Annotated in this window: 19 protein-coding genes; 12 read left to right on the top strand and 7 right to left on the bottom strand. The window is 60.9% G+C overall.

Annotated elements, in window-relative coordinates; genetic code table 11:
• Positions 1-8 precede the first annotated feature (8 nt).
• From aat to VF285_RS10440, 7 genes are all read left to right on the top strand, one after another.
• Complete coding sequence (gene aat / locus VF285_RS10470) at positions 9-809, top strand: leucyl/phenylalanyl-tRNA--protein transferase (protein ID WP_346952567.1); 801 nt, start codon at positions 9-11, stop codon at positions 807-809.
• A gap of 84 nt (positions 810-893) precedes the next feature.
• Positions 894-1,649: an arginyltransferase gene (locus VF285_RS10465; protein WP_346952566.1), complete on the top strand. Its 756-nt coding sequence runs from the start codon at positions 894-896 to the stop codon at positions 1,647-1,649.
• A gap of 88 nt (positions 1,650-1,737) precedes the next feature.
• Positions 1,738-2,799: a quinone-dependent dihydroorotate dehydrogenase gene (locus VF285_RS10460; RefSeq protein ID WP_346952565.1), complete on the top strand. Its 1,062-nt coding sequence runs from the start codon at positions 1,738-1,740 to the stop codon at positions 2,797-2,799.
• Between the two features lie 298 nt (positions 2,800-3,097).
• Positions 3,098-4,573, top strand: coding sequence for an ABC transporter substrate-binding protein (locus VF285_RS10455; protein WP_346952564.1), 1,476 nt, complete (start codon positions 3,098-3,100; stop codon positions 4,571-4,573).
• A gap of 25 nt (positions 4,574-4,598) precedes the next feature.
• Complete coding sequence (locus tag VF285_RS10450) at positions 4,599-5,624, top strand: ABC transporter ATP-binding protein (protein WP_346952563.1); 1,026 nt, start codon at positions 4,599-4,601, stop codon at positions 5,622-5,624.
• Between the two features lie 3 nt (positions 5,625-5,627).
• The gene (locus tag VF285_RS10445; protein WP_346952562.1) at positions 5,628-6,551 is read left to right on the top strand and encodes a sugar ABC transporter permease; all 924 of its coding nucleotides are present in this window, start codon (positions 5,628-5,630) and stop codon (positions 6,549-6,551) included.
• A gap of 3 nt (positions 6,552-6,554) precedes the next feature.
• A complete protein-coding gene (locus VF285_RS10440; protein ID WP_346952561.1) occupies positions 6,555-7,421 on the top strand; it encodes a carbohydrate ABC transporter permease in 867 nt (288 codons plus the stop codon).
• Between the two features lie 4 nt (positions 7,422-7,425).
• Here VF285_RS10440 and VF285_RS10435 read toward each other — a convergent pair whose 3' ends face one another.
• The 6 genes from VF285_RS10435 to VF285_RS10410 form a co-directional block, all read right to left on the bottom strand.
• The gene (locus VF285_RS10435; protein ID WP_346952560.1) at positions 7,426-10,587 is read right to left on the bottom strand and encodes an efflux RND transporter permease subunit; all 3,162 of its coding nucleotides are present in this window, start codon (positions 10,585-10,587) and stop codon (positions 7,426-7,428) included.
• Entirely contained in the window at positions 10,584-11,783 is a 1,200-nt protein-coding gene (locus tag VF285_RS10430) for an efflux RND transporter periplasmic adaptor subunit (protein WP_346952559.1), read from the bottom strand. The genes VF285_RS10435 and VF285_RS10430 overlap by 4 nt, the downstream gene beginning before the upstream one ends.
• Before the next feature lie 213 nt (positions 11,784-11,996).
• A complete protein-coding gene (locus VF285_RS10425; RefSeq protein WP_346952558.1) occupies positions 11,997-12,569 on the bottom strand; it encodes a phasin family protein in 573 nt (190 codons plus the stop codon).
• Between the two features lie 144 nt (positions 12,570-12,713).
• The gene (locus VF285_RS10420; RefSeq protein ID WP_414648121.1) at positions 12,714-13,436 is read right to left on the bottom strand and encodes an IclR family transcriptional regulator; all 723 of its coding nucleotides are present in this window, start codon (positions 13,434-13,436) and stop codon (positions 12,714-12,716) included.
• A 202-nt stretch (positions 13,437-13,638) separates the two neighbouring features.
• Positions 13,639-14,457 carry a competence/damage-inducible protein A gene (locus tag VF285_RS10415; protein ID WP_346952557.1) on the bottom strand — a complete coding sequence of 273 codons (819 nt, stop codon included), beginning with the start codon at positions 14,455-14,457 and terminating at the stop codon, positions 13,639-13,641.
• 122 nt (positions 14,458-14,579) lie between these two features.
• A complete protein-coding gene (locus tag VF285_RS10410; RefSeq protein WP_346952556.1) occupies positions 14,580-15,371 on the bottom strand; it encodes an EI24 domain-containing protein in 792 nt (263 codons plus the stop codon).
• 56 nt (positions 15,372-15,427) lie between these two features.
• On the opposite strand from VF285_RS10410, the gene VF285_RS10405 reads away from it, so the two are divergent.
• Complete coding sequence (locus VF285_RS10405) at positions 15,428-15,808, top strand: thioredoxin family protein (RefSeq protein WP_346952555.1); 381 nt, start codon at positions 15,428-15,430, stop codon at positions 15,806-15,808.
• Positions 15,809-15,851: 43 nt separating this feature from the next.
• Here VF285_RS10405 and VF285_RS10400 read toward each other — a convergent pair whose 3' ends face one another.
• Entirely contained in the window at positions 15,852-17,231 is a 1,380-nt protein-coding gene (locus VF285_RS10400) for a DEAD/DEAH box helicase (protein WP_346952554.1), read from the bottom strand.
• Positions 17,232-17,364: 133 nt separating this feature from the next.
• On the opposite strand from VF285_RS10400, the gene VF285_RS10395 reads away from it, so the two are divergent.
• The 4 genes from VF285_RS10395 to VF285_RS10380 all read left to right on the top strand — a co-directional run bounded on the left by VF285_RS10395 (position 17,365) and on the right by VF285_RS10380 (position 20,405).
• The gene (locus tag VF285_RS10395) at positions 17,365-18,285 is read left to right on the top strand and encodes a branched-chain amino acid transaminase (protein ID WP_346952553.1); all 921 of its coding nucleotides are present in this window, start codon (positions 17,365-17,367) and stop codon (positions 18,283-18,285) included.
• A gap of 48 nt (positions 18,286-18,333) precedes the next feature.
• Positions 18,334-18,546: a zinc-finger domain-containing protein gene (locus VF285_RS10390; protein WP_346952552.1), complete on the top strand. Its 213-nt coding sequence runs from the start codon at positions 18,334-18,336 to the stop codon at positions 18,544-18,546.
• 34 nt (positions 18,547-18,580) lie between these two features.
• Positions 18,581-19,003: a YybH family protein gene (locus VF285_RS10385; RefSeq protein WP_346952551.1), complete on the top strand. Its 423-nt coding sequence runs from the start codon at positions 18,581-18,583 to the stop codon at positions 19,001-19,003.
• A gap of 148 nt (positions 19,004-19,151) precedes the next feature.
• Entirely contained in the window at positions 19,152-20,405 is a 1,254-nt protein-coding gene (locus VF285_RS10380; RefSeq protein ID WP_346952550.1) for an ABC transporter substrate-binding protein, read from the top strand.
• The last annotated feature ends 43 nt before the right edge of the window (positions 20,406-20,448 follow it).

Below are 20,448 nucleotides of genomic sequence, written 5' to 3'. Positions count from 1 at the left end.
CTCACCCAATGTCCATTTCATGGGTTGAACCTGACACGCCGCTGCCCAACCCGGTCACCGCGACGCCATCCGGCTTGGTGGCCGCTGGCGGTGACTTGTCTGCCGCACGCCTGGACGAGGCCTATCACAAGGGGCTGTTTCCATGGTTCAGCCCCGGAGACCCCATCCTATGGTGGAGCCCGGACCCCCGCATGGTGTTGCGCTGCGCGGATCTGCACGTCAGCCGATCACTGGCCAAACGCATTCGGCAATTCGGACGCGCAACCAGTCGGCCTGCTCTGCAAGTGACCCTCAACAGCGCATTCCCCGAGGTCATTGCCCACTGTGCGCAACGCGGTGCACCCCGGATTGGCGTCGGCGCAGCCCACCTTGGGCTCACGCAAATCTGGACGGAACAGGCAGAGGGGACCTGGATCACCCCGGACATCGTCGCCGCCTACGGCCAATGGCACCAGCAAGGCCGAGTCCAGAGCATCGAAACCTGGATCGACGGCCAACTGGCGGGCGGACTCTATGGTGTCAGTCTCGGGCGCTGCTTCTTCGGGGAATCCATGTTCAGCCTCGTGGCCGATACCAGCAAAGTAGCCCTGGCTTATCTGGTGAACTATCTACGCCGTTGGGACGTGAGCTGGATTGACTGCCAACAAGAAACGCCCCACCTTGCCAGCCTGGGTGCCAGGCCGATCCCTCGTCAGGATTTTCTAGCCGAGCTCGCGGCAGGCGTGAACCAGCCCTCACCCCCCTGGGGACGTGGACGCCTGATGCCCGATGGCACGCTCATCTCCGAAGCCGAGGTGCGGCACCCCTGAACCCGCGCTCCAAACCGGACTCTTGCTGGTTTTCGACACACACTGGTGCCACAATGGACTGGCCCCGTCTTTCGCGCGTTGGTCATGAGCAAACCTGGTGAATCCATCTTCCGTCATCTGCAGTTCTACACCACGGCGGCCTACCCCTGCAGCTACCTGCCAGGGCGCATGGCACGCTCGGAAGTCGCCGCTCCTGCGCATCTGGTCGACGACGCAGCGTACTCACGGTTGATCGAGCAGGGATTTCGTCGCAGCGGCCTGTTCACGTATCGCCCTTCATGCGGCGAATGCCAGGCCTGCATTCCTTTGCGCGTGGACGCCCGTCGATTCGTGCGCGACCGCACACAACGCAAGCTCTGGCGCCACTTGCATGATCGCCTCACGGTGAACCGCACACTGCTGCACTGGGACGCCACCCACTTCGAGCTCTACCAGCGCTACCAGCGGCAGCGCCACCCCGGGGCGGGTATGGATCAGGACGACCGGGAACAATACACGCAATTTCTGCTCACCAGCCGGGTGCGTTCCGAAATGGCTGAATTCCGCGACACCGATGGGTCGCTGCGCATGGTGGCAATCATGGACCGTATCGAGTCCGGCGTTTCGGCGGTGTACACGTTCTACGACCCGGATTTTCATGGCAGCCTGGGCACCTATGGCATCCTCTGGCAGCTGGATTACTGCCACACCCTGGATCTGCCCTGGCTCTACCTGGGGTACTGGATCAAAGAAAGCCGTAAAATGGCATACAAGTCCAGATTCAGACCACACCAGATCCTGCGCAACGGGATTTGGGTCGAAGCTGCCGACGACGTTTCCGCTGATCACACCCGGCCTTGACCTTTGTCTCGATCTTCGCGGCAAAGTTGCCCTGCGTGTAAAAATCGGACCGCACACTTTCAGTCACCCAGCCGCCTGCCCCCTTGCCATGTCGCTCTTCTTTCAGACCTACCCCATGGCCCGCCGTGCGCTGTTCTCCATGGACCCGGAACGAGCACACGAATGGACGCTGCAGACGCTCAATCGCTTGCAGCACTGTCGCGCCACCCGGCTGCTGACCAACGGACACACGCCGCGGCTCCCTCGCACCGTCATGGGGCTGAAATTGCGCAACCCGGTCGGCCTGGCGGCGGGTCTGGACAAGAACGGCGCCTGCATTGATGGCCTGGCCATGCTGGGCTTCGGCTTCATCGAGGTCGGCACCGTCACGCCCCGCGCACAGACAGGTAATCCGGCCCCCAGAATGTTCCGGTTGCCACGCGCGCGTTGCCTCATCAACCGCATGGGGTTCAACAATGACGGGCTGGATGCCTTCGTCGCCAACGTGCAGCGCAGTCAATGGCGTCGTCAGGGCGGAATCCTGGGCCTCAACATCGGCAAGAATGCGGATACGCCCATTGATCGGGCAGTCGATGACTATCTCGCCTGCCTCGATGGAGTCTACCCCCACGCTGACTACATCACGGTCAATATTTCATCACCCAATACGCGCAACCTGCGAAGCCTGCAGGATCACGAGGCGCTGGACGCGCTCCTGGAATCCCTTCGCGAGCGGCGCGAGGTCCTGGCTGACCAACATGGGCGACGCCCCCCACTGGCCGTCAAGATCGCACCCGATCTTGACGGGGCTGCTATCGACGCCATCGCCGACACGGCAATGCGTCACAAAGTGGATGGCATCATTGCCACCAACACCACGGTCTCGCGAAACGCCGTGCACGGCCTGCCCCACGAACACGAGGCGGGAGGCCTGTCCGGCCCCCCTGTGCACGAAATGTCGTTGAGAGTGATCCGTCGTCTGCGCGAACGGCTGGGACCCTCGATGGCACTCATCGGTGTAGGGGGTATCGAGGCTGGCGATCAGGCGGCCGAGAAAATTCAGGCAGGTGCAGATGCGGTGCAACTCTACACAGGGCTGATCTATCGGGGCCCAGCGCTGGTCCGCGAATGCGTGCAGGCCATGCAGGCGCGCGCCGGCAATCCACGCTGAGATCTTCCACGGCAGGTGCGGGCGGTGGACCCGAGGGCTCGAGAGAAGCCCGAATTCATTAGGTGAAAACCCTGTTACTCCCCTGAGAGCCCCTCCAGCTCTGGGTTTGTCGGCTATTGCGTTCCAAAAAATCCGCATTAAACTCTGTTCAGGTTCCAGAGAGGTGACAACTCGCCTCCCGCGGTAACGAGCCTGGTTGATCACGTCGCAACAAGCTCTCTTCCCCACTAGGGGAGTAGCGCCGCCGAGTGTGGTTCTTCTGACGACCTACTCCCGCCCTTCCCCAAGGAGGCAGGTCATGTCGCATTCGTCTCGCGGCCCCGGTCAGGACCGCACCCAATCTCCGTCCCGTTATTCCGCCGGTCGACGCCGCGTCCTCAAGGCCGGTGGCCTGGCAGGGCTGGCGGCCATTGGCGCGCCCCTTTTTCCACTGAACGCGTTCGCCGCCGACAAAACACTCAAAATTCTGCAATGGAGCCACTTCGTCCCTACCTACGACAAATGGTTTGACGCCTTTGCCAAGGCCTGGGGCGAGGCCAACGGGGTCAAGGTCACCGTCGACCACATCAACATCGCGGATCTGGTCACGGCCACGACCTCCGAAATGTCGGCCAATTCCGGTCACGACATCATCGAACTTGGTCCGGAAGCTGCGCAATTCATGCCCAACGTCGTGGACATGGCAGACGTCAATGAAGAAGCCGCCAAGCAGTTCGGCCCCATCGTCGACATCATCAAGCGAGTGTCCTATAACCCTGTGGTCAAGCAGTGGTATGCGTTCTGCCACGGCTGGACGGTCGATTGCGGCGACTATCGCTACAGCCTCTGGAAAAAAGCGGGCATGGACACGGGCCCGGCCACCTGGATGCAATTGCTCGACATCGGCGAAAAAATCCGCAAGGAACAGGGTATAGAAGTCGGGATCGGCATGTCGCAAGAGCTGGATTCCAACATGGTGGCGCGCTCTGTGCTGTGGTCCTGGGGAGCCTCGGTGCAAGACGCCGAAGACAACGTCATCCTGGGCACCGGCAAGAATCGCGAACTTGCGATCGAGGCTGTCAAGTACATGTCGGATCTCTACCATCGCACGATGACTCCCGCCATCTTTGCCTGGAACGCCGCATCGAACAATCAGGATCTGATTGCCGGCAAGGCTTCGTACATCGTCAACTCGATTTCCGCTTACCGGTCGGCGCAAGAAACCAAACCCGACATCGCCAAAGACGTGTTCTTTACCGGCCCCCTGGCCGGCCCGACAGGCGACGCCTGGGCCAACGTGCACGTGCTGTACAACTACATCATCCCCAAATTCGCCAAGGCCCGTGAAGACACGGCCAAGCGGTTCATCCTGCATCTGGCAGCCAACTATGACCAGGCGATGTACTACAGCAAGCTGTACAACTCGCCCAGCTACTTCGGCACGCCCGTTCCCACCGGCAACCGCACCTACCCGGCCGTAAAGGACGCCAAGACGCTCAAGGACCTGAACGACGCCTGGTTCACCAACGACCCGTTCAAGCTCCCTGGCGAAGCCGATGGCAAGCTCAAACCGCTCATCCCGGCCACCAAATGGACGACGAACCTGGGCCATCCGGGCTACTCCAACCCTGCCGTGGGCGAAGTCTTCAACACCTTCGTTCTACCCAACATGATGGCCAAGGCTGCCCGGGGGGATCTCAAGCCCGAACAGGCGGTCGACGAAGCCGCCAAACAGATCCAATCCATCTACGCCCAATGGCGTGGCCGAGGCTTGATCGGCGGCAAGAAAATCTGACACGTTTCATTTTAAAGGAGGCCCAATGGCCAGCCTGAGCATCGAGCACCTGTGCACCACCTACGACCACGGTCGGGTCAAAGCCGTCAATGACGTCAATATTGAGGTTCCCGATGGGGAATTCCTGGTGCTGCTGGGGGCCTCGGGCTCAGGCAAATCCACACTGATGCGCACCATCGCGGGGCTGGAGCGCCCCACAAGCGGCATCATCCGTATCGACGGCCGCGTGGCCAATGAAGAACCCCCACGCAGCCGCAATATTTCGATGGTCTTTCAGAGCTACGCCCTCTATCCGCACAAGACAGTGGGGCGCAATATCTCGTTCCCTCTCGAAGCCAGCCATATGTCGGCGGCCGAAATCAAAGAAAAGGTCGAATGGGCAGCCAAGCTTTTTCACATTGAAGGCTACCTGGGTCGCAAGCCACGTGCGCTGTCGGGCGGCGAACGCCAGCGTGTCGCCCTGGCGCGCGCGCTGGTACGTACCCCCAGCCTGTTCCTCATGGACGAGCCGCTGTCCAATCTGGACGCCAAGCTGCGGCACTCGGCCCGCCGAGAATTCAAGCGCCTGCACCAGCAAACCGGCATCACGACGCTGTACGTCACACACGACCAGATCGAAGCCATGGGCCTGGGGCAGCGCATCGCGGTCATGAACCACGGGGAACTGCAACAAATCGGCACGCCCCACGAAATCTATCACGAGCCCGCCAACACGTTCGTCGCGCAGTTCATGGGATCGCCACCGATGAACCTGATCCCCGAAGGAGACTGGCTGATTGGCTTCCACGCCGAAGACGCATGGCTGCCCACAGACGATGCAGCGGCACCGGCAGACCAGCACCCTCTGACCATCACCATTCAACAGATCGAGGCACTGGGGGCGGACGCACTGATCTATGCATCGCTGAACGCAACACAGACCGACCTGATTCTCAAGCTGCCCGAACGCTTCTCTCAGGAGCTTGCGCCTGGTCAATCCGCTACATTTTACGTGCCACCCCATAAAATTCGCCGCTTCGACCCGCGCAGCGGCCTGCGCGTCAAGGGCTGAACCATGGCGACGACACACCGACTGACGCTGGATCAGCGTGACACCCTGCTTGCCATGGGCATGGTCCTGCCGGCCATCCTGTACATCGTTCTATTGCTGGGCGTGCCCGTAGTGCTGGCCATCGTCTACAGCCTGAACGACGTCACGACCGGCAGCCCCGTCATGCACTTTGTGGGGCTGGGCAATTTCACGGCACTGCTGGCGACCCCCGACTTCATGCGGGCCGTGAGCAACACCTTCGTGATCACCACCAGTACCCTGGTCGGCGTACTGGTGCTGGGCACGATCCAGGCCGAGCTACTGGTACGCCCCGTTCGGGGCAAATGGCTAATACGGTTTCTGATCCTGCTTCCCTGGACCGCCCCTGCATCACTGTCGGCCATCGCCTGGCTGTGGATGCTGGACTCCACCTTCAGCCCGCTGGACTGGATTCTTCGAGGCGCAGGCCTGCTCGGCCACCCAGGCGCGCTATTCGGCGACTTCTCCAACACCTACTGGCTGGGGCGTAGCGGCCTTGCCCTGTTCTCCATCATTCTGGTCAATGTCTGGCGCTTGCTGCCTCTGGCAACCGTCATCATTCTGGCAGGGCTGAACGGGGTCCCGCGCGACATCATCGAACAATCCGAGATCGATGGTGCCGGCTACTTCCGCCGCCTTTTTCACATCATCCTGCCGATGCTGATTCCGGTGTTTGGCGTGACCATCCTGTTCACCTTCGTCTTCGTGTTTTCGGACATCATCACCGTCTTCATCCTGACGCGCGGCGGCCCCGCCAACGCGACGCAGGTATTGCCCTCGTTGGCTTTCTTCACCGGCGTGCAAGGCGGCGCGCTTGGGCGAGGCGCAGCCACGGCGCTATTCCTGCTGCCTGTGCTGGCCGCCGTCTCCATCCTGATCTTGTCGCTGATCCGACGCCGGGAGATCTGACCCATGACATCCACTCCAGCCCCCACCACACAAGCCCCACGGCACCTGGGGCGCAAGAGCGCACTCTACGTGGGCACGCTTCTGTTCGTGATCTTTTCGGCCCTGCCGTTCTACGTCATGCTCATCACGAGCTTCAAGACGCAGGCCGACATCTTCACCCCTTCTGTCAACCCGTTCTGGTTTCATCATCTCCCCACACTGGACAACCTGCGCCTGCTGTTCGAACAGACCCAATATGTGCAATGGCTGTTGAACACGCTTTACGTGGGCGTGGCCGTCGTCCTGATCACGCTGGTCCTGTCGGTACCTGCTGCCTACGGGCTGGCACGCCTCGCAGGGGGCTGGGGTGAAAGCCTGGGTATCGGCATTTTTCTGACGTATCTGGTCCCCCCCACCCTGCTCTTCATCCCTTTTTCCAAAGTCATCGCATTCTTGGGGCTGCAGAACTCGATGGGGGCGCTGATCGTGGCTTACCCAACCTTCACGATCCCCTTTTGCACTTGGCTGCTGATGGGCTTCTTCAAGGGTATCCCGCGCGATATCGAAGAACAGGCCATGATAGACGGCCACAACCGATTCAGCGCCTTCATGCACGTGGTGCTGCCACTGGCCCTGCCCGGAATTCTGACGGTCATCGTGTTTGCCTTCACCCTGTCGAGCAGCGAATTCATCTACGCGCTGGCGTTCGTGACGCGTTCGGCTGACAAGACCATCAGCATTGCCGTGCCCACAGAGCTGATTCGTGGTGACGTGTTCCACTGGGGCCCGTTGCTGGCGGGGGCACTCATCGCCAGTATCCCGATCGCGGTGCTCTATACGTTCTTCATCGATCAGCTGGTGGCAGGCCTGACGGCCGTGGCACGAGACTAGAACACTACGCAGACCGTTGTGCTGCCCTCAGGCGCCGCAACTTGCGCGCCTGTTTCAGCGCACGGCCGCGTATGTAATGGTGGTGCACGCGATCCAGGTACAGATACACGACTGGCGTTGTGAACAGGGTCAGGGCCTGCGACAGAATCAGGCCGCCCACCATGGTGTAGCCCAGAGGCTGGCGCAACTCCGACCCGGCCCCCGAACCCAACATGAGCGGCAGCCCGGCGAACAAGGCGCAAAGGGTGGTCATCAGAATAGGGCGGAACCGCAACAGGCAGGCCTGGTAGATGGCCTCACGCGGTGATAGCCCCTGCTCGCGCTCGGCCACGATGGCAAAGTCGATGAGCAAGATGCCATTTTTCTTCACAATGCCGATCAGCAGCAAAATCCCGATGAGCGCAATCACACTCAGGTCGAACCCGCTGGCCATCAGGATCAGCAAGGCGCCCACCCCGGCTGCCGGCAGCGTCGACAGAATCGTCAGCGGGTGGATATAGCTTTCGTACAACAACCCCAGCACGATGTAGACGGCCACCAATGCCGCAGCAATCAGATACGGCTGCGTGGCGAGCGATTCCTGGAACGCCTGTGCCGTGCCTTGAAATGAGCCCTGCACCGACAACGGAACTGCCATGGCAGCCTTGGCCTGATTGATGGCATCCACGGCCTGACCCAGGGCGTAGCCCGGTGCCAGGTTGAAGGAAATGGTCACAGCGGGGAATTGCCCCTGGTGGTTGATCGACAGGTAGCCAGGCTTGGACGTGTCGACCTTGACCAGGCTGGACAGTGGGACCTGCGCTCCTGTGAGTGGCGACGTGATGTACAGGTGCGAGAACACGTCAGGGTGTCTCTGCCATTCCGGGGTGATTTCCAGCACCACGTTGTAGCTGTTGATCTGCGTGAAATACTGCGCCACCTGACGCTGCCCCAGTGCGTCGTAGATGATGTTGTCTATCATGGCCGGCGTGATGCCAAACATGGCCGCCCGGGACCGGTCAATGGTCACCACTGCCGTATTGGCCCGGTTCTGCTGGTCCGTGGCCAGATCCGTCAGGGGCGCGAGCGTGCGAAAGCGTTCCAGCAAGCGCGGCGCCCAGACGTTCAGCTCATTCAGATCGGGGCTGGTGAGCGTGTATTGATATTGCGTGCGCGACAGGCGCCCCCCGACATTGATGTCCTGCCCTGCCTGCATGAAGAGCCGCACACCCGGAACTTTGGCCAACTGAGGCTGAAGACGGCGGATGACTTCGTCGGCAGACGCCGTACGACCTTCGGAGCGTGGACGCAGGCTGATGAAGTAACGCCCATTATTGAAGGTCGGCGCGTTGCTCGTCATGCCAAACGCGGTGATGTCAGGGTCTTTCCGCAAGACGTCGGCCAGCGCCATCATGCGGTCATTCATGGCCTCGAAAGAACTGCTCTGAGAAGCCTCGGCAATGCCGAAGATCGCACCGGTGTCCTGTTGCGGGAAAAAGCCCTTGGGGATGACGATGAACAGAGCCGCAGAAGCCACTACCGTCGCCAGAAATACGCACAAGGTGATGAACGAGTGGTTCAACACCACGTCCAGGCCCCGTTTGTACCCCTGCAACAGCAGGTCGAAGCTACGCTCGAAAGCGCGATAGACCCGCCCATGACGCGCCTGCTGCAGATCGCGCAGAAAGCGCGAACACAGCATGGGGGTCAACGTGAGCGTCACCAGCACCGACACCGCAATCGTCATCGTGACCGTGACGGCAAACTCGCGAAACAGGCGGCCAACGATCCCCCCCATCAACAACAGCGGGATGAAGACAGCCGTGAGGGACACGGAAATCGACACGATGGTGAAACCGATTTCTTCTGCGCCCTTCAGGGCAGCCTCCATGGGCTTCATGCCTTCTTCGACGTGGCGCCAGATGTTTTCCAGCATGACCACCGCATCGTCGACGATGAACCCGACAGAGATGGTCAGCGCCATCAGCGACAGGTTGTCCAGACTGTAGCCAACCAGGTACATCAGCGCAAAAGTGCCCATGAGCACCAGCGGCACGGCCACGCTCGCGATCAGTGTGCCAGCCACGTTGCGCAGGAACATGAAAATCACGCCGACTACCAGCGCAATGGATAGCAGCAGAGTGAACTCCACCTCATGCACCGAGGCCTGAATGTTCTGCGTGCGATCGACCAGCGTACTGACGTGAATGCTGGCCGGCATCGAGGCCATAAGGCTGGGCAGCTCGGCGCGAATGCGTGCCACGGTGTCGATGACGTTGGCGCCCGGCTCTTTGGTCACGCCCACAACCAGAGAGCGCCCCCCCATGACCCGATCGGAGTCATTGGCGCCCGCGCCAGCGTACGCCCAGGCCGCCTGCTTGGCGTCTTCGGGCCCCGCAATGGCGCGGCCGATATCCCGCACACGCACCGGGGCGCCCTTGCGCCACGCGATGATGGCGTCGTTCCAGGGCGAGGCGTCCAGAATCTGATCGTTGGTGTAGACGGTATAGCTTTGCTCAGGTCCGTCGATGGTACCTTTTGGCTGGCTGACGGTGGTGTTGGCAATGACCCCTCGGATGGCTTCCAGATCCAGGCCCAGCGCCGCGACCTTGCGTGGATCAACCTGGATACGGATGGCAGGCTTCTGCTGCCCGAAGATGTTCACCTGCCCCACGCCTTGAACGCGGGAGAGTTGCTGCGCCAGAATGTTGTCCGCGTAGTCGTTGACGACGGTGATCGGGAGCACGTCCGATTGCACGGACAGGATCAGGATGGAAAAATCCGCCGGGTTGATCTTGCGAAATGTGGGGGGACTGGGCAGATTTGCAGGCAACTGGCGTGCCGCCGCGTTGATGGCCGTCTGCACGTCCAGCGCCGCACCATCGATGTTACGGCTCAGATCGAACTGCAAGGTAATGTTCGAAGACCCCAACGCATTGGTGGAGCTCATCTGCGCCAGCCCGGGAATCGTCGAAAACTGCCGCTCCAAGGGCTGAGCCACGCTGGTGGCCATGGTCTCCGGATTTGCACCGGGTAGCTTGGCGGACACCTGAATGGTAGGAAAATCCACCTGAGGCAGGGGTGCCACCGGCAGCAGATTGAAAACGGCAGCTCCGACCAGAAACAGCGCCAGGGCCAACAACGACGTGCCAATGGGGCGCCGGATGAAACGCGCCGAAATGCTCACGATGAGGCTCCGCCCTGCGCCTTTTCAGCCGGCGCTTCGGCCACCTTCAGGCCCGGGCGCAGCTTGTACTGGCCGTCAACCACGATGCGTTGCCCGGCCTTCAGCCCCTTGGAGACCACGGACAGACCATCTTGCGACACCGGTACCGATACCGCTTGTACCTTGACCGTATCGTCTGGCTGAACCGTATAGACGTATAAACCGTCCGCCCCCCGCTGAACCGCGCTATCGGGCACCACGAGGGCACCGGCGCGATCCCCCAGAATCAGTCGGACATCGACCGCCTGACCTGGCCAGAGTCGTTCTGCCGAGTTGTCCAGACGTGCCTTCAGACGCAGGGTAGCGCTACCGGCATCGATCTGGTTGTCGATCAATTCCAGCGTGCCCTGCCCGAGAAGCTGGGTCTGACCCTGGGCATAGACCTCGACGGGCAAGGGACGTACAGCAGGCGCTGAAACGCCTTTTTGCGCCGGTGCCGAAGCCAGGCCGGCAGCCGACTGTACTTGCGCAAACGCGGTGTCGGGCACCGTGAACATGACGGCAATGGGGTCCATCTGGTTGATGACCACCAGCCCTCCTGCATCGGTCGCATGCACCAGATTGCCAGGGTCCACCTGCAAGACGCCCGTGCGTCCGGTCAGAGGCGACACGATGCGCGTGTAATCGAGCTGCACCTGGGCATACTGGACCTGCGCCTGATCGGACTGAAGGGTCGCTTCGAGCGCCGTCACCTGCGCCTTTTGCGTATCCAGCGTCTGACGTTCGATGGCCGATTGGCTGACCAACTGGGTGTAGCGCTTCAGATCACGGCGCGCGTTGTCGAGCTGCGCCTGGTCACGCGCCTGTTGGGCACGAGCCTGCGCGAGCTGCGCCTTCTGCACGCGATCATCAAGCCGCGCCAGCAACTGCCCTTGATGAACCTGATCGCCTTCGTGGAACCCCACGGATTCGAGCTGACCGTCGATGCGGGACCGAACCGTGACGGTGGACCAGGGCTGCACGGACCCAATACCTTGAACCCGGATCGGGACGTCACTGGACCGGACCTGCGTCATATGGACCAAAACGGGCGCATCTGCTTTGGAGACCGAAGGTGCTGGCGCGGCTACCGAACGGCTGAACCACCAGACGGCAGCACACAGCACCAGCAGGGCCGGTAACCCGAAGAACAGGAAGGAGCGGCGCACGGAAGACATCGGTGAGGACTCTCTCAGGTCGATAAATCAGCACGAACGGACCCACACGACCTCGACAGGGCTGCGCGACGTTTGAGCGAGTATACGAGGAACCGCGCTCTGTGGCGCATCGGTGGAAAAAAATTTCGGTCAATAAAAAACCCCGGAGCCGAAGCAACGGGGTTGGTCTGGCATCAGGCCCCTTGCCGCCTCAGCGACAAGGGGTCTTGCCCATCAGTTTGCCGAACGGCGGGCACGCGAAGAGGTCTTCGTCGCTTTGCTCACGTCGGAAGCAGCCTTCAGGGTGGCGTTGGTCGCCGCAGCAATGTTGGACTCGGCGGCACTGGCGGCCTGGCGAGCGGCTTTGGCAGCGGACTCGTACGCGTTGGTGGCAGTGGCCAGCGTGGACTTCAGCAGCGCCACGGCACCTTCGGAACCGGTAGGTGCATTGCGGGCGAACTGCTCGACCGCGTCAGCGACTTGTTGCTGACCCTGGGACAGCTGCGATTCGGTAAGTTTGCTCAGGTCGCCCTGCATGCGGGCCAGAATTTCATAGACGTCTTTGCCATAGGACACGGCTTGTTCCGGACGGACCAGCGAAGACGTGAAGGCCAGAAGTTCCTGGCCGTCTTTCAGCTCGGCTGCTTCTTGAGACTTTTGCGCCGCGTCTTCCAGGGCAGCACGGGTGGCCTTCAGGTTCAGGTCGACCAGCTTTTCGAAGCCGTCGAAGAACGTGCCTTGAACAGCCAACAGGTTGTCGATGACGGCCTTCTGACCAGCCAGCAGGGTTTGGGGGGTTGCGCTCATGATGACTCCTTGTCAATAAGTAGAAGGTTTCCTCTGAGGCACGATGCCCGGCACCTTCTCAATTGCAGCAATTGCTGCAACGCACAAATAGAATTCTATCCGAATAAAAAGCGGTGTCAAGCATTTTTGTTGCGTCGCAGCAAATTAATGTCTGGGCTCGTATCCCAGTGCGCTTGAAATGCTGGCCGCCGTGGACATCAGAAGAGGAATCCAGTCGTCTCGCATGCGCTCGGCCGGCGCCGAAAGCGACAACCCCGCCAGCAAAGTTCCCGCATCGTCGTACACCCCTGCTGCAATACAGCGGACACCGAGTTCAAGCTCTTCGTTGTCACGCGAATACCCGTGGCGGCGCACCAGCGCCAGCTCGCGATCGAGCTGATCCACCTGTGTGATGCTGTTGCGCGTCGTGCCGGACAAGCCCGTGCGCATGGCGTAGCTGCGCACGCTGCGGGCATCCCAAGTGGCGAGAAACAGCTTGCCCGTGGAAGTCAGATGCAAAGGAGCACGGCCCCCAATGGCACGGACGACCTGCATCCCCGAGCGCTCGCTCCACGCACGCTCGATATAGACGATTTCATCACCCTGGGCGAGCGACAAATTGACAGTCTGCCCAGTCTGCTGGTGCAAGTCCCGCATGGGCGCCAGCGAGGCGGCCCGCACGTCCAGCCGCCCCTTGACGAGCGAACCCAGTTCGAGCAGCCGCATGCCCAGACGGTAGAGGCCGCTATCGACTCGTTCGACATAGCGGCCCACCGACAGATCAGCCAAAATCCGGTGCGTGGTGGACGCATGCAGTCCGGTTGCCGTCGACAGTTCCTTCAGGGTGACCGGGTCTCGCTGCCTCGCCAGTACGTCAAGAATACGCATGGCCCTATCCAGGACTTGAATGGTCACAGCGTCGTGATGCGCAGCAGGAGCCAGGGCCGGGGTCTGACCCAGCGAGGGGGAAGGAGCAGTTGAGAGACGTGCCATGAGAAAGACCATGTTGCATTGCCACAATTCCATATTATGGAATTATGATGCGCGTGGCAAGGTTTTTTTCGGTGCTCAGTCTGCTCCTACAAAGCCGTCAGGCGGGCGGATTCAGCCGGCCCCCAACCTTTTGAACCTGCTCACGCAGCCACTCAAGGGCCTCAGCAGCCGCTTCTGGCGCTCCCTTGACCCCAAGTTCGATGTACGGGTGGCCGCCGGCATCGCCCACATTGGGAAGGCTGAAAATGCGAATGCCTGGCCAGCGCGCTTCGAGTGCTTCAAGTGCCGGCGTGATACGGGACTCAGGCAGCCCAAACACCAGAAACGAGTGCTCGACCCAAGCGTCACGGTGGTGCCATTGTGCGTAGCGGGTATCGAGGGTCCAAGCCATCATGTCATGAGCCATCACGGGAAACCCTGGCATGAAACTGTGATCATGGATGAAGAACCCCGGGATGCGGTTGTAGCTGTTCGGGATGATTTCAGCGCCCTGAGGAAAGACGCCCATTTGCAGACGTTGCTTGTTCTCGGGAGTGGTCATGTCGGCGCTGCCCTGCCCTTTGGCGGCCATTTCGGCGCAGCGCTCACCGATCAGACGCGCCGCCTCTGGGTGAAGAACCAGAGGAACCCCAAGCGCGCGCGCTGCTGCCTGCCGGGTACGATCGTCGGGTGTAGCCCCAATCCCACCACAGCAGAACACAATGTCGGTAGTGGCAAAACTGCGCGTCAGGCACGCCACGATGTCTTCTTCGTCATCTGAAATGAATTCGGCCGCTCGCAGCTTCATGCCACGCGCCTGCAAAAGCTCAATGAGTTTGGAAAAATGCTTGTCCTGACGCCGCCCCGAGAGCAGTTCGTCGCCGATGGCAATCAGACGAACGCGGGGAACCGAAACAGACCGGGAATCAACGACCATGAACTCGACTCCAGACAGAATTTTGACGTACCCGAAGAGCCGAGCAGGCGCACATTCGGGAAGAGCTCATGCTACATCGAACCAACCCTGTCGTCTGCCACACAGGCCCGCCGCGAGAACGGTCAGGCGTCGAGAACCGTTTCGGCGCGCAAGCGACCGAGCGCGTCCAGGCAGAAATGGGCGTAGACCAGCGCCGAGAAAACGGGCATGACAAGCCAAAACAAAGGAATCAGATTCAACACCGCCAAGCCTGCCGCCAGCAACCACAACTGTCGGCGGTGACGGCGCCAGAGCAGGCGGCGTTCGGCCGGACTCGCATGTTCGACCACGGCATCGACCCTCAGCATGCGGTTCAAGGCGAAGGCCCACCAAAAAATCGGCAATATGAGCGCAAACGGCGGAACCAGCCAGAGCGGCATAGTGAACAGCCACCCGAGGCAGAACAGCAGTCCCACCCAAAGGGCGTTCCAGGTTCCCAACACGGTGGCATGCTGCCCCTGGCGCGACAGCCCGTGGTAGTTGCGCCGTTCCAGGTGCCCCAGCACCAGGGGCATCACGAAGATCGCCGCTACCATCAGACCCAGAATTCCGGCCATGGGGAGCAACAAGCCCGCCGATAGCAAAGGAATCAGCCACAGCTTGAGGGAAAACAGGCCGATGGTCACCATCCAGCCATCCAGCGTGTTGAAGAGGCCCCAGGAAGAGGCCTCCTGATCCATCCAGCCCGTCAGCGGAGTCCAGAACAACCATAACAGCACTACTGCCCCCAGAAAAGCGATGAGGAAAGGCAGAAACAGCGCTGCGAGCATTCGCGGATGCAACTGGCTGATGAAGGCGCGACGAAAAGCCTGCCCCACCAGCGCAAGGCCATTCGGAGCCCTGGATTCCCTCAGGGCGAGATCGTGATGCGTCATGGGATGCTCCGTGCAAACATCTACAATGTTACGAAAACCCTTCGAGTATTGTCTGCATGAAATTGTTCAATCCGGCAACCGACCTTGACGCATTGCGCGAGCGCCTGGCTCAAGATGGGGGGCTGCGTGTCGCCTGCTATTGTGCCGCATGGTGCCGTACCTGCGATGCCTACAGGCCCGCGCTGGAGTCCCTCGCAGCCCGCCTGCCGGCGTGGACCTTCATCTGGATCGACATCGAAGACAGCCCGGAATGGCTAGGGGATGAAGACGTGGAAGACTTCCCCACGCTGTTGGTACAGGACCGGCAGGGAACCCGGTTCTGGGGCACTCAACTACCCCACATCGAGCAGCTGGAGCGGCTGATCAACGGGGCGGGCACACTGCCTGTACTGCACGCAGGGCCAGGGTTGCTGGACCGCTTCGCGAGCCGCACCTGATAACACAGGCAGCCACCCACTCTGCCCGCAACCAAAGACCCGATCAGCTGGACTTTTTGCCACCCAGCAGAACCCCCACGGCGGCACGGGCCGGTGTCACGGCCGAACGAAAATCAGCCACTGGGGCAGCCTGGCCGGACACAGAGGGGACGTAGGGTTTGGTGAACAAATCGTCTAGTGGAGCGGCGGCGGGCTGCCAGCCCGAGGACGGCCCTTTTCGGGAGCCCACGGGATTGCGCCGTGAAACGCGCGGCAATTCGAGCTCACCCCGGGGAATCTGGACCTTGATGAGTCGTTCGATCTGCTGGAGATAGCGTTCTTCGTCGGGCGCATAGAGCGCAATGGCTTCCCCTTGGGCGCCCGCACGTCCCGTTCGACCGATTCGGTGCACGTAATCTTCGGGATTATGAGGCAGGTCGTAGTTGATGACGCAAGGGATTCCTGCAACGTCCAGCCCTCGCGCGGCGACGTCAGTCGCGACCAGCACCTCGAGGGTGCCCGCCTTGAAGGCATCCAGGGCCTTCATGCGCTCAATCTGGGATTTATTTCCGTGAATGGATTCAGCCCGCACTCCGTCCTGCTCGAGCTGGCGCGCCAGACGGCTGCAACCGATCTTGGTGTTGGAAAACACGATGACTTGTGTCAGGTGGCGAGACTTCACCAGATGCACTACCGCACGGCGCTTGGCTTCGCCTTCGAGGGGATAAGCGATCTGGCTGACCGTATCGGCCGTGGCGTTGGGCGGAGCGACTTCGATTTCGACGGGAGAGCGCAAAAAGCCACGACCCAGCTTGCGGATCTCGGGACTGAACGTCGCTGAAAATAGCAGCCCCTGATGCCCTGCCGGCAACAGCCGCAGAATGCGGTCGAGGTCGGGGAGAAACCCCATGTCGAGCATGCGGTCAGCCTCGTCGAGCACCAGAATGCCTACCTGACCCAGGTTGACGTTGCGCTGTTCGACGTGATCGAGCAGGCGGCCCGGCGTGGCAATCAGGATCTCACAGCCTTCGCGCAGTGCCTCTTTTTGCGGCCGAATGTCGACTCCGCCAAACACGACTGCCGTGCGCAACGGCACATGTTTGCTGTATTGCTCGACGTTGCTGTGAATCTGGTCAGCCAGCTCACGCGTGGGCGTCAGGATCAGGGCGCGCACGGGGTGGCGGGCCGGGGAAGCGCTGTGGCTCGCAAACGGCATCAGCCTATGCAGGATAGGGAGCGCAAACGCCGCGGTTTTGCCAGTGCCAGTTTGGGCGGCTCCCATGACATCACGTCCAGCCATCGCCACGGGGATGGCACGTGCCTGGATGGGAGTTGCCAGGCTGTAACCTGCCTCGGCAATGGATTGCATGATGCCGGCGTGCAGGCCGAACTGGTCAAACCCGACGGAGGGTTCAGTGGAATCGTGTGTGGTGGGATCGGTCATTCGAATCAAAGGGGGCGCGAAAGTCAGGCTGCCAACGACAGCCGCCGCGCGTTCATGAACGGAGTATTTTAACGTGCATCGCCACCCACGGTGCAATTGCTACAATGAACCCACCAAACACTGGGGGATGATCATGTCAATGGCAGATCGCGACGGCTTCATCTGGTATGACGGAAAACTCGTGCCCTGGCGCGATGCCACCACCCACGTGCTGACGCATTCGCTGCACTATGGGCTCGCCGTCTTCGAGGGTGTACGCGCCTACCAGACCGACCACGGCACCGCGATCTTCCGTCTGGAAGACCATACGCGACGACTCTTCAACTCGGCACACATCTACCAGATGAAGATCCCGTACACGCGCGAAGCGATCAGCGAGGCACAAGCCGAAGTCGTGCGCCGCAACGAGCTCGAATCCTGCTACATCCGGCCTCTGGTGTTCTACGGCTCGGAAAAAATGGGAGTGTCACCCAAGGGGGCTTCGGTCCACGTCGCCATCGCGGCCTGGCCTTGGGGAGCGTACCTGGGTGAAGAAGCCCTCAAGCAGGGTATTCGCGTCAAGATCTCGTCCTTCGCACGTCAGCACGTCAACGTGACAATGCCACGCGCCAAGGTGGCAAGCACATACGCCAACTCCATCCTGGCAAACGCCGAGGCCCTGGACGGTGGCTACGACGAGGCCATCCTGCTCGATACCGAAGGCTTCGTGGCGGAAGGCTCGGGCGAGAACGTCTTCATGGTACGCGACGGCGTGCTCTATGAACCCGACATCGCGTGCGCGCTGACCGGCATCACTCGCGCCTCCATCCACCAGCTTGCAGCCGACCTCGGGTTGCAAGTGGTCTCCCGACGCCTCACTCGCGATGACCTGTACATTGCAGACGAAGCCTTCTTCACCGGCACGGCGGCCGAAGTGACCCCCATCCGCGAAATCGACGGGAGGCAAATCGGCGCTGGCGAGCGCGGCCCCATCACGGCCCAGTTGCAAAAAGCGTTCTTCGACGCCGTGTCGGGCAAGACCCCCAAGTACCATCACTGGCTTTTCAAGGTCTGACGCCTACAGACCAGGCGTCATCCCTCGGCCCATTTCACAGGAATCTTCATGAGCAGCACTCCAGAATCCGCCAAACAGCAGGACATCATCTACGTGAGCGGAGACGATCTACCAGTCTACTGCCCGGGCCCCAACGCTCCGCTATGGAGCATGCACCCGCGCATTTACATCGAGGTCGTGAAAAACAAGGTGGCTCGATGCCAGTACTGCGGTGCGCAATACGCGCTACGCGACAGCGAAAAGGCTCACGACCACCACTGAGCCGCGCCGACGCACCCTCCCGCAAGGCAGTCACATGTTCTCTACCCCCGAAGAAGCCGAATACGCCTTCTACGAAGCCATGCGTCAGGGCGACGTTGCCCTGATGATGCGCGTCTGGGGAGACGATGAAGACGTCGCCTGCGTCCACCCCGGGGGGCTGCGCACCCTAGGGCCGCGCGCCATCCAGGAGGCCTGGGAGCACATCTTTTCCAACGGTCCCATCACAGCCCATCCCGCTCAAGTGCACGCCATCATGGGAGTGATGAACGCCGTCCACATCCTGATTGAGCAGATCACGATGGACACTTCTCGCGGGCGCGACACGCTGAATTTCTTCACCACCAACATCTACCAGAAAGGACCGGACGGCTGGCGCCTTATCGTGCACCACGCCTCTCCTGCCCCTCGTGAGGCGTCCTTGCTGGACATTCCCAACGCTTCACGAACCATCCACTGATTAGGGGATTCCCTAGATCCCGGAACAATTTCTCACATGGAGTGTCCATCCCACAGCTTCCCTAAATGCCCGCACCGCTGGCTCACTGGCCGAATTGCGCGATGACCACCCTGTTGGCAACCCTATTCCCCACAAAGGAGGTATTGCCATGTTCAAGAAGCGTATGCTCGCCGCAGCCCTGCTCGCAGGACTATGCGGCGTCGGAACAGCTCAGGCTGCGTGCACCACGACCATCGGAAGCATCATGTCGCTTACCGGGTCACTGGGACTTCTGGGCCAGCAGATCGCGAAGGGCGCAGAATTGGGCGTCGCCGACCTGAACGCTGCAGGAGGCGAAGCCTGTACCCTGAAGCTCTCTCTGCTTGATGATCAGACCAACCCTTCCGTGGGAGTCGATGCCGCCAAGAAACTCGTGGACATCCAGCACGTACCCGCCATTGTGGGTGCGCTTTCCAGTGGGGTCAGTGCTGCGATCCTGACCTCGGTGACGGCTCCGAGCAAGGTCGTACTGATTTCGCCTGCGTCGACCTCACCGACCTTCACCAAGCTGGCGCAAGAAGGCAAGACGGGGGGCTATTGGTTCCGGACTACGCCTTCTGACGCACTGCAAGGCGTTGCCATGGCCAAGGTGGCCAAAGATGCAGGCCTGAAAAAGGTGGCCATCCTGTATCTGAACAACGATTACGGGCAAGGACTCAGCGAGCAATTTTCCCACGCGTTCACGAAACTGGGCGGAGTCGTCACGGAAAACGTCACCTACAACCCGGCACAAGCTTCGTATCGCTCGGAAGTGAACAAAGCGCTGAGCCCAACCCCTGACGCGCTGTTTCTGATCGGCTACCCGGGCGACGGGACCACGATTGCGCGCGAGTGGATTTCAGCCGGTGGAGCCCGAAACTTTTTGTTCCCGGATGGCCTGCAGTCGCAGCCATTCGTCAATGACGTGGGCACGCAATACATGAAGGCCGTCCACGGGACAGCCGCTGGTTCGGCCAAAACGCCTTCTTTAGCTACCTTCCAGCAAGAGTTCCAGAAAAAATACGGTGAGCTGCCTACGCAGGCCTACATCACCAACGCCTATGACGGCACCATCCTGGTGGGGCTCGCCATGGAATACGCCAAGGGAGCCACGGGCACCGACATCCGGGACGGCATCCGCAAGGTGACAGACCCCAACGGCACCAAGATCTACGCCGGGGTAGATGAGCTCAAGAAGGCCGCCAAGCTGATTGCAGAAAAGAAACCCATTCAATATATAGGAGCGTCGGGCCCACTGCAATTTGACGCCAACGGCGACATTGCGGCGCCCATGGTGGTGTGGTCAGTCGTCAAGGGCAAGGTTGAAAACACCGGTACAGTCACGGTCGACCAGATCAACACGCTGCGCAAGGAAATTCAGTAGATCAGGACGCCACCCGGGGGCATCGTGCACCCCGGGGTCACAC

The organism is Castellaniella sp. (assembly GCF_036379515.1).
Lineage (GTDB): Bacteria > Pseudomonadota > Gammaproteobacteria > Burkholderiales > Burkholderiaceae_B > Castellaniella.
This window is presented reverse-complemented; position numbering and strand designations above follow the sequence as displayed.

Excerpts from the sequence above, each read along its gene's own strand:
- aat (WP_346952567.1), top strand. The coding sequence starts at position 9 with ATGTCCATTTCATGGGTTGAACCTGACACGCCGCTGCCCAACCCGGTC.
- VF285_RS10465 (WP_346952566.1), top strand. The coding sequence starts at position 894 with ATGAGCAAACCTGGTGAATCCATCTTCCGTCATCTGCAGTTCTACACC.
- VF285_RS10460 (WP_346952565.1), top strand. The coding sequence starts at position 1,738 with ATGTCGCTCTTCTTTCAGACCTACCCCATGGCCCGCCGTGCGCTGTTC.
- VF285_RS10455 (WP_346952564.1), top strand. The coding sequence starts at position 3,098 with ATGTCGCATTCGTCTCGCGGCCCCGGTCAGGACCGCACCCAATCTCCG.
- VF285_RS10450 (WP_346952563.1), top strand. The coding sequence starts at position 4,599 with ATGGCCAGCCTGAGCATCGAGCACCTGTGCACCACCTACGACCACGGT.
- VF285_RS10445 (WP_346952562.1), top strand. The coding sequence starts at position 5,628 with ATGGCGACGACACACCGACTGACGCTGGATCAGCGTGACACCCTGCTT.
- VF285_RS10440 (WP_346952561.1), top strand. The coding sequence starts at position 6,555 with ATGACATCCACTCCAGCCCCCACCACACAAGCCCCACGGCACCTGGGG.
- VF285_RS10430 (WP_346952559.1), bottom strand. The coding sequence starts at position 11,783 with ATGTCTTCCGTGCGCCGCTCCTTCCTGTTCTTCGGGTTACCGGCCCTG.
- VF285_RS10425 (WP_346952558.1), bottom strand. The coding sequence starts at position 12,569 with ATGAGCGCAACCCCCCAAACCCTGCTGGCTGGTCAGAAGGCCGTCATC.
- VF285_RS10420 (WP_414648121.1), bottom strand. The coding sequence starts at position 13,436 with ATGCGTATTCTTGACGTACTGGCGAGGCAGCGAGACCCGGTCACCCTG.
- VF285_RS10415 (WP_346952557.1), bottom strand. The coding sequence starts at position 14,457 with ATGGTCGTTGATTCCCGGTCTGTTTCGGTTCCCCGCGTTCGTCTGATT.
- VF285_RS10410 (WP_346952556.1), bottom strand. The coding sequence starts at position 15,371 with ATGACGCATCACGATCTCGCCCTGAGGGAATCCAGGGCTCCGAATGGC.
- VF285_RS10405 (WP_346952555.1), top strand. The coding sequence starts at position 15,428 with ATGAAATTGTTCAATCCGGCAACCGACCTTGACGCATTGCGCGAGCGC.
- VF285_RS10400 (WP_346952554.1), bottom strand. The coding sequence starts at position 17,231 with ATGACCGATCCCACCACACACGATTCCACTGAACCCTCCGTCGGGTTT.
- VF285_RS10395 (WP_346952553.1), top strand. The coding sequence starts at position 17,365 with ATGTCAATGGCAGATCGCGACGGCTTCATCTGGTATGACGGAAAACTC.
- VF285_RS10390 (WP_346952552.1), top strand. The coding sequence starts at position 18,334 with ATGAGCAGCACTCCAGAATCCGCCAAACAGCAGGACATCATCTACGTG.
- VF285_RS10385 (WP_346952551.1), top strand. The coding sequence starts at position 18,581 with ATGTTCTCTACCCCCGAAGAAGCCGAATACGCCTTCTACGAAGCCATG.
- VF285_RS10380 (WP_346952550.1), top strand. The coding sequence starts at position 19,152 with ATGTTCAAGAAGCGTATGCTCGCCGCAGCCCTGCTCGCAGGACTATGC.